Source organism: Pseudomonas sp. 5Ae-yellow (assembly GCF_014077575.1).
GTDB classification, from domain to species: Bacteria; Pseudomonadota; Gammaproteobacteria; order Pseudomonadales; family Pseudomonadaceae; genus Halopseudomonas; species Halopseudomonas neustonica.
The window spans coordinates 1-1,617 of record NZ_JACGWE010000102.1 but is presented as its reverse complement, the minus strand read 5'-3'; the positions used below and the strand labels follow the sequence as shown (position 1 = coordinate 1,617).

At 47.1% G+C, this 1,617-nt stretch carries 1 protein-coding gene; it reads left to right on the top strand.

What is annotated here, in order from left to right; all coding sequences use genetic code 11:
- Positions 1–98 precede the first annotated feature (98 nt).
- Entirely contained in the window at positions 99–1,427 is a 1,329-nt protein-coding gene (locus tag H4J77_RS19405) for a hypothetical protein (protein ID WP_182250094.1), read from the top strand.
- The last annotated feature ends 190 nt before the right edge of the window (positions 1,428–1,617 follow it).

The window sequence follows — 1,617 nt, the reverse complement described above, 5'->3', positions numbered from 1 at the left end:
CTCCTTGATAGCGCCGATGATCTGCTCTTCGGTGTATCGCGTCTTCTTCATATCGAGATCTCCATCTTGCTAGGTTAGCTGGAAATCTCATCGAGTTCATGGCGTGGAATTTGGGGGAAAGGTCAGTAGCAAAAGGTGGCTTCGGGAAAAATGGGAAGGTATTGCCAAACATTTCCAACCTTCTCGTCGACAACCGCGCGATGGCCAAAATTTGGAATCAGGTCGATTTTACTAAACAGGATCAGGCCGGTGTTAAGAAGGCTATAAAAGCTATACAAGATGAGATCAACGCCAGAACTGGAAGTTCGGATAAAATTCTTGCCAGTGTTGAGGATGAAGCAATACAAGCGGTGTCAGCCATTGACTTTGTTAGCGGCATTTTGGCAGCCTTCGCGGAATCCGGATTAAACTATGCTTCGAAAATTGAGGCCATCCTCGCGGCCTTGCAGATTGGTGATATTCACGCCAGCGACAAGGCAGCCTTTAATAGGGCAGGGAAGCGCGCTAATTACGCGTTCGAAAAAGCGGCCTACGTTGAGGACTTCTCTGCGCTGAAAGGCACTTGGCGTAATATTCAGCCAAAGGAAACAGCTGATGGACTTGTGATTGCCTTTCCGAAGGCAAATCAGATTTCCAACGGAGAGCGAGATATCATTTGCTTTGTAGCTCAGTTGAAAAAGGCCAAGCTGCAACTCAAGAAAAACAAGGCCATTATTTTAGTCATTGATGAAATATTTGACTATCTAGATGACGCCAATCTGGTTGCCTGCCAGTATTACTTGACACAAATGATTGCGGAATTAAAGTCTGAAGGGCGCCAGATTTTCCCATTAATTATGACTCATTTAAATCCTGGATTTTTCAGGAATTTTACTTTTAGCGATCAGAAAGTTTGCTACCTAAACAAAATTCAGGTCGCGGACAAAGCGGTCGAAAGCATGATTTCTAAACGAGATAATCCTACCATATCGGATGCAATCTCGAAGTACTTCCTGCACTTCCACTCTGACGACATGGATCTATCTAACGAGTTTCAGGTCCTTGGGCTCCCCGCTGGGCTGGCCACGGCGTCTCAATTTTCAGTACATTGTGCCAATCATATGCAGAGATATGTTGAAGGTAAGGGTTTCGACCCCCTTGCGGTTTGCAGTGGCGTGCGCCGACAGGTAGAGCAATTAAGCTTCGATTTATTGGCGGAAGAGTTCCAAGAAAGGTTCCTATCAACACACAAAACCGTCAACAAATTACAATTCGCTCAGTCTGCGGGAGCCGCCGTCCCTGAAATCTATTTTTTGCTGGCGGTAATCTATAATGATGCGATCCATGTCAGGCCCAACCAAGATAATTTCTCCGGATTAGGAGCAAAACTGGCTAACCTAACCATCAAGCATATGATTTCCACATTGATTCAGCCTGAGGCCCCATAAGCCACTGGCCGGCTTCGGCGAAGCCGCTTTTGCCAACCGGACAGGATGGTCCTGAGTGGCAGCTTCTGGCCCAGAGTGTGTAAAAACACTTTCCGTATGTTGGAGGCCTAAGCACAGCGCTCTTGGGCGAGGCGATTTCCCGAACATTTGCCAAGGTCAGCCCCGGTAGCGCGTCAGATCGTGTATGAAG

Excerpts from the sequence above, each read along its gene's own strand:
- H4J77_RS19405 (WP_182250094.1), top strand. The coding sequence starts at position 99 with ATGGCGTGGAATTTGGGGGAAAGGTCAGTAGCAAAAGGTGGCTTCGGG.